Raw genomic sequence first — 8972 nt, forward strand, 5'->3', positions numbered from 1 at the left:
CGATTCAAAAACAGATCGAATTCACCCATGATTATCAGGTTCTGGGATTGCAAAAAGCAATCTGGCAGGATCTTTCCCGGTGCTTTCAGAAAGCATCCGATCAGTTTGATACAGGGAGGATAACGGTTAAAGAACATCTGTCTGGGATAGAGATCTTTGCTGATCCGATGCTCGAGAAGGTCATATACAATCTGATTGACAACGCCCTTCGGTATGGTGGTCCCACGCTCTCGAAGATATTTGGATATTACCGTACAGATGGTGAAGATCTGATATGGATTATTGAGGATGACGGAGCGGGTGTTGCCCCGGGGATGAAGGATCAGATCATGCAGAGAGGGGTCGGCTGTAATACCGGATTCGGACTCTTTCTTTCAGCAGAGATCCTCTCCATCACCGGTATGACCATCACCGAGACCGGTACAGAGGGGGAGGGGGCCAGATTTGAGATCAGAGTTCCAAAAGGGATGTTTCGATCTGGAAGCGACCATAAGGCGGGGGATACAGGATGACAGATATCGGATCAGGCCAAGCGATTCCAGGATTTGGGGAGATATCCTATGAGGCATTTTTTTCAAACGCACCAATTGGTATCTTTGTTGCCGACGAGCAGGGCAGATATGTCTTTGTAAATGATGCTGCCTGCACCATGACCGGGTATCCGAGAGATGAGCTCATCGGAAAAAATCTCATGCAGTTCATCTACCCTGATGACCGTGAATTTGCATATCGACACTTCGCACAGGTCAAAGAGACCGGATCTGCGGTAGGGGACTGCCGGTATGTCACGAAGTCTAACGAGATCAGATACTGGGAAGTAAAGGCAGTCAGAATTTCTGATACCTGTTATATCGGGTATACATCAGACATTACCGATAAAAAACGTTCAGAGCATGAAATTTTACGAAAGAATGAAGAACTTCAGGCAACTTTTGAAGAACTTTCATCAACTGAAGAGGAGCTGAAGCAGCAACTTGAAGAGATCCTCTCGGCACAGGCAGAGATTGAAGAACGTGAGCAGAAATATCGCCTTTTATTCAACACCAGCGAAGCAGGGATTGCTCTGCATGAGATCATCTGCAACGATGAGGATGATCCGGTTGATTACCGGTTCCTTGAGATAAACCCGGCATTTGAGAAGATGACCGGACTTTCAGCTAAAGATATCATCGGAAAGCGGGTAACTGAAGTCCTGCCCGGTGTAGAGTCATATTGGATAGATACATATGGAAAAGTAGCACGTACCGGAAAGACAGTACATTTCGAGAATTTCAGTCATGAACTCGGAAAATATTACGAGGTCACTGCATACTCCCCGGTCAAGGGCCAGTTTGCAACCCTTATACAGGATGTAACCGAGCGGAAGATACAAGAGATACAGCTCAAAGAGACGAACAGCTTCCTTGAAAATCTTATAAATCATGCAAATGTGCCCATTATTGTCTGGGATCCCTCATTCACCATCACACGAATAAATCACGCATTCGAACTTCTGATTGGGAAGGCTGCTGATGAGATCGTGGGGAAAAACCTTGAGACCCTCTTCCCTCCTGATGAGGCAGAACGCTCGATGCGGCTCATACGGACAACCCTTGAGGGGGTCAGGTGGGAGACCGCAGAAATTCCCCTTTTGCATAAAGATGGTGAGATAAAAACGGTCCTGTGGAACTCGGCGACCATTTATGATCCTGATGGGATGACACCTCGTGCAACCATCGCCCAGGGCAGGGATATTACCGCAGAACGGCAGCTTGAGCGGGAAAAAGATGAGGCTGCCGCCCAGATACAGGAAAATATTGCAAAACTCGCCATACTCAATGACGGAATCAGAAATCCCCTCACCATAATCGCAACATTCACTGAAATGGCTGCGGATACACAGATTGCAGACCTCATTCTTGCAGAGATAAGCAGGATAGATGAGATGGTAAACAGCCTTGACCGGGAGTGGATAAAATCTGAAAAGATACTGAACTTCCTAAAGAAGCATGATTTCGAAAAGACCGGATTTGACATCAGCAATTACCCGGATGTATTTCCAGATGCCAGCAAGAAAGGAGAAAAACCGGGTTTTTACCCGTCCGGCAGATATGAACTCTTTATCGAAGAGCTCCAGGCACAACTCTATACCATCCTGGACAGTATTGATGCCCTGATTTATGTAGCCGATATGGAGACGTATGAAATCCTCTATCTGAATAAACAGGGCCGTTATATATTTGGAAATATCCTGGGCCAGAAATGTTACACCTATTTCCAGAATAATGCAGAAGGTCCCTGCCAGTTCTGCACAAATCACCTCCTCGTTGATGAAAAAGGACCAACAGGTGTGTACCGGTGGGAATATTACAATACCAGAACCGGAAGATGGTTTGACTGCCGGGACCGGGCCATCAGGTGGACTGACGGAAGACTGGTGCGACTGGAAATTGCTACTGACATAACAGAGAAGAAACATAAAGAAGAAGCACTCAAAGAGATGACAGAAGAACTGAATCGGTTCTGGAACGGCAGCCTGGATCTCCTCTGTATTGCAGATACCGATGGATACTTCAGGAAGTTAAACCCGGAATGGGAATCAGCTCTTGGATATTCCCTGTCAGAACTGGAAGGAAAACGATTCCTTGATTTTGTGCATCCTGATGATCTCTCCTCTACACAAAAGGCAGTCTCAACTCTTGACAGCCAGGAGGCCATTTTAAATTTTGTAAACCGGTACCGGCATAAGGACGGCTCATACCGGTGGATAGAATGGCGGTCGTTCCCGTTTGGAAAGTATATCTATGCATCGGCACGTGATATTTCAGAAAATAAACGAAAAGAAGAGGAGATCACAAGAAGTGAGGAACGGTTCAGGACTCTTGTGAATGCAATCCAGGAGACGATGTCTGTCATTGACCGGGACGGGACATTCATCTATGCAAATGCCACCGCAGCAAAGAATCTTTCAGGAAAGGACCCCTCTTTTGTTATCGGAAAGAACATCAGGGATTTTGTATCTGAAGAGAAAGCTGAAGAGCTTATTCACAATTACCGGACAACCATAGATACCGGCATTCCGTTTACCGGTGAGGTTCCGGTAATGATGCAGGGGGAGCTCAAATACTTTTATAACCGGCTGATTCCGTTCAGATTTTCCCCTGATGATGAGCAGGCAGTCCTCTCCCTTTCCCTGGATATTACGAGGCAGCATGCTATCAGGGAAGAACTGACTCTTCGGGAGGAGCAGTACCGGAGAATTGTTGATACTGCTGAAGAGGGCATCTGGCAGATGGATGGACAGAAGAATACGGTATATGTAAATCCACGGATGGCAGAGATGCTCGGGTTTACTCCTGAAGAGATGCTGGGAAACAATGTCACGTCATTCATGCCGCCAGAGGAACTTGATCATCACTCACGAAGGATGATCCACCGGATGCATGGAGAGAATGAGCGGTATGAACAGGAGTTTGTGAAAAAGGATGGAACCCGGATCTGGCTGCATGTATCTGCAACCGCTCTGGTATCTGCAGATGGAACCTTCAACGGCTCTTTTGCAATGTTTACCGACATCACCGAACAAAAGAGGGCAGAGAAGGCTCTTGTTGAGAGTGAAACGAGGTTTTACGAACTCTTCAATAATCTGCCTGTTGCAGTAGCCATTTATCGGCCGGTCGATAACGGAAATGATTTCATCTTTACAGATTTTAATCGTGCAGGTGAACAGATTGAAAGGATAGAAAGAGCAGACCTTATCGGGAGAAGTGTTCTTGATGTCTTTCCCGGGGTCAGGGATTTTGGTCTTTTTGAGGTTTTTCAGCGGGTATATATGACAGGGAAGCCTGAGAAATTCCCGATATCATTTTACAAGGATAACCGTGTTGAAGGGTGGAGGGAGAATTATGTCTATAAACTTCCTTCCGGAGAGATTGTCGCTATCTATGAAGATGTAACCGGACGTAAGCAGGCAGAACATGAACTCTTCGTCCTTTCCCGTTCACTATCAGAAGCGATGAAGATTGCAAAAATGGCAGCCTGGGAGTATGATCTGAAAAGTGGGATGTTTAATTTTAATGACTTGTTTTATTCCATGCTCAAGATAACGGCTGCAGAAGCCGGCGGTTACCAGATGTCAGCTGATGAGTTTGCAGACAGGTTCATCGTCCCGGCATATGCAAGTCAGGTACGCGAAACAATACAAAAGGCAACAGAATCCTCTGATCCCGAATTCGAGATGACAATCGAGGGAGAACTTTGCCGTCCGGATAACAGCACCTTCTGGGTGACCACCTGGCTGAAGACTGACCGGGATGATGCAGGAGAGATTACCAGGCTCTTCGGGGTCAACCAGGATATAACCGAACGAAAAGAGATGGAGATTAAACTAAAAGATTCTACGCAGAAGTTACTACTCCTCACTCAGATCAACCGGCATGACATCTTTAATGAGCTGACTGCAATGCATCTCATGCATGACCTTGCCCTGGAAACGGGAGATCTTGAGGAGATCTACTCACTTATCCGGAGCTCAAAAGAAGGTCTCCGGAGGATTGAGAGAGTATTACAATTTACCAGTGAGTACGATAATTTTGCGTCCTCACAGAGTATGTGGCTGGTACTCCACCGGATCATAGACTCAATTCGGGAAGAAGTTGCTGGAGGGGATATCCTTTTTGAAAATTCTGTTCCGGAGAACATTGAGGTTTATACCGATCCGATGATTCAAAAAGTTTTCAAGGCTCTGTATGAAAATGCCATTCGTCATGGTCAGACCCTGACAAAAGTCCGGTTTTACACCCAGGAGCGTGAGGGAGGTCTGATAATTTTCTGCGAAGATGACGGTGTAGGAATTCCAGAACACGAGAAAGATGCAATCTTCTCCTATGGTCATGGAAAACATACCGGTATTGGCCTCTTTCTTGCCAGAGAGATGCTTTCGGTCAACAACCTGACCATATGCGAATCTGGAGTGGAAACAAAGGGGTCAAGATTTGAAATTCACGTCCCTATAGGGAAATGGAGATATAGAAGAAGTCATTCTGATAGCCCTACAGATCCAGACAGAAGAGAGCATATAGGGGAATAGATCGTATCGATGAATCTGATCCAAAATTTTTCGGCGAAACACGAATTGCATAGGGGGGGTTATACAGTTCGAAGTATCGCATCAGACTTTTTGATCGTACATTATCAGAAGATTTTACCTCTATCGGTATCACATATCCCTGTTTATTCTGGATGATAAAGTCTACTTCAGCACGACCCTTTGATTCCCAATAATACGGGGTATACCCATTCACAACCAACGAAAAGCATACAAAGTTCTCAGTGATAGCCCCCTTAATTGTATCAATATCAGACCGTTCCTCACGCATAACATGAGCAGGAATGCAAAAGTGATTATGAAGAAGTCCTGTATCAGCCATGTAAATTTTAAAAAAAGTCGGCTCGACATATACAGAAAGAGGGAGTTTCCCTTCAGAAACTCTGTGGCAGATATTTACTATTCCTGAACATTAAACCAGGTTATTATACCGGGTTTTGCCAAATTCCAGAATTGAAAATGTTTTCCCAACCTGCCGTGCTCCCTGAATAATAAGAGGCTTTCTCCGGGGATCAGCTTTCCATGCATCCAGACGGGAGATGATCTTACGTTCCATTTTCTGTACGAAGAGTACACTTTTTGGATCATAAAAGTGTTGCGAGAGTACACTTTTCTGAACGTTCTCTCAAAACAGTCCCTTCACTATCCTTAGGGCTTTACTTCGATTCTCCGTCAGTTATGGACGCCGTATTAAAATTATGATGTTTTCGAAGGAACTCGAGGACCTTATCAGACTCCATCCACCGGTGATCCAGATCGTTCACGATGGAATCTATCTTTGCAACCTGCTCACTGATCTTCTCCGCAAATTCCACGTCATCAGACATACTTGCAAGCGTTAAGATGATACTTAAGGGATTGCGGATCTGATCATTGAGAACCGCTAATTTTGCAATATTCTTCTCTATCTGTCTGACTGCTGCAGTTTTTTCATCTTCGAGCTGCCGTTCCCGGGTGATATCTTTTCCTGAAGCAAGAATCCCAATGAATTTTCCAGAAGGAGAGCGAATAGCGTGCATAAACCATGAGATGAACCGGGGTGAACCATCACTGATCAGAATTTCCCCTTTCAACCGTGAACAATCTCCATACCAGCCCTGGAAGAATTCATGGAAGAATTGCCGTGTCAGAGCCCATTCGGAGGGGGGAAGAAAGTGATCAAACCAGTTTTTTCCAATTACCTCATCATGCGAAAGACCCAGAAACTCACACCCCCTCCGGTTGATAAGGGTAATTGTTCCATGCCGGTCAAATGCCAGGATCATAACCTCGGCAACGTTGAGGTACTGGTGTGCACGTTCACGCTCAAACCGGACTCTTTCAGCGGCTTTTACCTGCTCGGTGATATCATATGCAATCCCGATAACCCCGTTGATACTATGATCCGGTCCGGTCATCGGGGTGAGCGAAGTCTGAAAGATTACTCCGTTATGATCGTATTCAAAGGTCACCTCTTCTCCATGGAGTGCACGGATATGTGCATCTATAGCCGGATGACTCCCTTCATGAGATTGAAAAAAATCATGAAGATTCTGCCCGACGACCTCTCCGGGGGTAAGACCGATAAGAGAGAGCCCCTTTCCTTCTGATAGAAGATAATTCAGTTCCCGGTCAACAACCCAGAGAGTAGCCGGAACCTGCCGGGTAATAAACCGTAATTGTTCCTCGCGCTTACGGATTTCATACTCCGCCTGGGCAAGCTGCTGGTACTGGAGACGCAGTTCATCCTGCTGGGCGAGAAGTTCCTCATTTAATACAGAGATTTCAGTATTCTGAACAATAAGAGAGTCATAGAGTTTTTGGTAATCCTCAGTGTATTCAGGTATTTTCTGGAGAGGATGCTGATCAGGAGTATCAGGGAGAGGAGAAGGGATCTGGCGCCTTGAGTTATCCATTGTACAACTCCTGATTCAGATGAGAATATTTGATTTCATCGCAGACATGAGAGTCCAAAGAACGTTTTTTAGAAGAGTTAATACTGATGGTAAGACCAGTAGATTGCATAAACCTGATGAAAAGTGGTTCATAAGTTGATAAATAAGTTATATTGTGCCGTGCATATTCAAGCCATACGGCATCACAAAACCGCAAGACCGTCATTTCAATATCAGGAGTCTAAAATAATTATGAAATTGAGATATATTATTATTACTGATTCATATCTGATATCAACTTTCGGACATCTATCCAGATGACCAGTTCTTTTCTACTCTCACCCCGCTCTCCCACTTCTTTCTTTATTATACCCAGAATATGCCCCCCTTCTTCACTGCCACCCCGTGCAGCCTGATCAATGTCCGTGACCGGAACGGTCAGTACCGAAGTCACCTCATCCACAACGATTCCGGTTTTTTGTGACGAGACCGTATCATCCATGACAATGAACCGGAGATCTGCTGTAGAAGCATCCCTGGCCGCTGATATCATGAGAAGCTGGCGAAGGTCAATGATGGTCGTTATCTCGCCTCGGAGATCAATAATTCCCCTGATATGGGAGGGTGCATGAGGAAGAGGGGTGATTTTTGAGGCTTCAACGATCTCACGGACATCGAAGAGATTCACCGCAAACTTATCTTCTCCGATGATAAATTCAACAACCTGGATCTCATCTTCCTGTTCATTGTTGCCAGCATGAGTTTTAAGTTCAGCGATTTCCATGTTTCCCTCTAAATTTTAAACTTCGCCATCTCACGGGAGACAATTTCCACGATCTCATTCACATTTGCAACTATCTTACTGATCTGATCAATAGAAGCCGAAGCTTCCTGGGTTGCAGCTGCTGCATCCCCTGCTTCTTTTGCAGTATTCTGTACAAGACCGCTTACTTCATTGATGCTTGCGGTCACCTCTTCTACTGATGCTGCCTGCTCTTCTGATGATGAAGCCACATCGGTTGCATTTCGGGTAATATCATCAATAGACGTGGCAATCTTCTCAAATGCTCCAAGTGTTTCTGAAAGGGCAGAACTTCCCATGGCAACAGTCTCTCCGGCATGACCCATGGCATCATTCGCCTTTTTCGCCTTTGTCTGGAGCGTCATTATCATATCTGCGATGTTCTCGGCTGACTGGCGTGAATCCTGGGCGAGAGATTTGACTTCCGCTGCAACTACTGCAAACCCTCGTCCTGCTTCACCGGCCCGTGCTGCTTCGATTGCTGCATTCAGGGCAAGAAGGTTGGTCTGGTTTGCGATATCTGAAATGAGACGAACAATCTTACCGATCTCATCCATCTGCTGATTGATGTCCTTGACAATCTGGTCTACTTCAGATGATGACCGCTTGATCTCCTCCATCGCAGTCTCGGATTTTTGTGCCAGTTCGACCCCGTTCTTTGCATACCCGTTTGCTTCAGTTGCAGTGGATGAAACCTCCTCGGCACGGCGGGAAACTTCTGCAACGGTGATATTGAGATCTTCCATAGCCTTCAGAACCTGGTGAATACCGTCCTCTCCCCGCATTGCATTAGAACTAACTTCACCTGCATTTTTCGCAATCTGTTGTGCTCCGGCTGAAACCTCCTCAATACTTGCAGTAGCTTCTTCAGCATTAGAAGCAAGGTCAAGGAGCTGTTTATTGATAAGCCCGACAGCTGCCGATATCTGAATACCGATATTGTTCAGGGCGTCCTTAAATTCTACCCAGTCACCAGCGACCTTCAGTGATGGATCCACTCGTGCAGCAAAGTTGGAGTTTGCATATTCTTTGGAAACGCGAAGGGCTTCGTTCACCGGGACGATGACACTGTCCAGTGTCTCATTGACCCCTTGTACAATCTTCCGGAAATCGCCCTGATGTCTGGAGGCATCTGCACGGGTTTTAAGTTTTCCATCAAGTGCTGCCCTGGAAAGCATATTTGCATCATCGACCAGAGCGTGGACAGCAT

The 8972-nt window shown here is 45.8% G+C and carries 7 protein-coding genes; 2 read left to right on the top strand and 5 right to left on the bottom strand.

Going from position 1 to position 8972, the window contains the following annotated elements:
- Window positions 1–512, top strand: a 512-nt coding sequence (locus LDL35_RS12615) for a HAMP domain-containing sensor histidine kinase (protein ID WP_304022977.1), incomplete at its 5' end; no start/stop codon positions are given.
- Window positions 509–5068: a PAS domain S-box protein gene (locus LDL35_RS12620; protein ID WP_304022979.1), complete on the top strand. Its 4560-nt coding sequence runs from the start codon at window positions 509–511 to the stop codon at window positions 5066–5068. The genes LDL35_RS12615 and LDL35_RS12620, both read left to right, overlap by 4 nt.
- Here LDL35_RS12620 and LDL35_RS12625 read toward each other — a convergent pair.
- From LDL35_RS12625 to LDL35_RS12645, 5 genes are all read right to left on the bottom strand, one after another.
- Window positions 5031–5489 carry a DUF4143 domain-containing protein gene (locus tag LDL35_RS12625; RefSeq protein WP_369694931.1) on the bottom strand — a complete coding sequence of 153 codons (459 nt, stop codon included), beginning with the start codon at window positions 5487–5489 and terminating at the stop codon, window positions 5031–5033. The genes LDL35_RS12620 and LDL35_RS12625 overlap by 38 nt on opposite strands.
- 9 nt (window positions 5490–5498) lie before the next feature.
- Window positions 5499–5642, bottom strand: coding sequence for a hypothetical protein (locus LDL35_RS12630; protein WP_304022981.1), 144 nt, complete (start codon window positions 5640–5642; stop codon window positions 5499–5501).
- A gap of 100 nt (window positions 5643–5742) precedes the next feature.
- Window positions 5743–6981: a PAS domain S-box protein gene (locus tag LDL35_RS12635; protein ID WP_304022983.1), complete on the bottom strand. Its 1239-nt coding sequence runs from the start codon at window positions 6979–6981 to the stop codon at window positions 5743–5745.
- A gap of 253 nt (window positions 6982–7234) precedes the next feature.
- On the bottom strand, window positions 7235–7744 hold the full coding sequence (locus LDL35_RS12640) for a chemotaxis protein CheW (protein WP_304022984.1): 510 nt from the start codon (window positions 7742–7744) through the stop codon (window positions 7235–7237).
- 8 nt (window positions 7745–7752) lie between these two features.
- Window positions 7753–8972: methyl-accepting chemotaxis protein (locus LDL35_RS12645; protein WP_304022986.1), on the bottom strand; the 1220-nt coding region annotated here is incomplete at its 5' end.

The organism is Methanospirillum hungatei, assembly GCF_020216685.1.
Classification (GTDB): Archaea; Halobacteriota; Methanomicrobia; order Methanomicrobiales; family Methanospirillaceae; genus Methanospirillum; species Methanospirillum hungatei_B.

What these genes read in the sequence shown, in the direction of transcription:
- LDL35_RS12635 (WP_304022983.1), bottom strand. Translation starts at nt 6,981, where the DNA reads ATGGATAACTCAAGGCGCCAGATCCCTTCTCCTCTCCCTGATACTCCT.
- LDL35_RS12640 (WP_304022984.1), bottom strand. Translation starts at nt 7,744, where the DNA reads ATGGAAATCGCTGAACTTAAAACTCATGCTGGCAACAATGAACAGGAA.
- LDL35_RS12620 (WP_304022979.1), top strand. Translation starts at nt 509, where the DNA reads ATGACAGATATCGGATCAGGCCAAGCGATTCCAGGATTTGGGGAGATA.
- LDL35_RS12630 (WP_304022981.1), bottom strand. Translation starts at nt 5,642, where the DNA reads ATGGAACGTAAGATCATCTCCCGTCTGGATGCATGGAAAGCTGATCCC.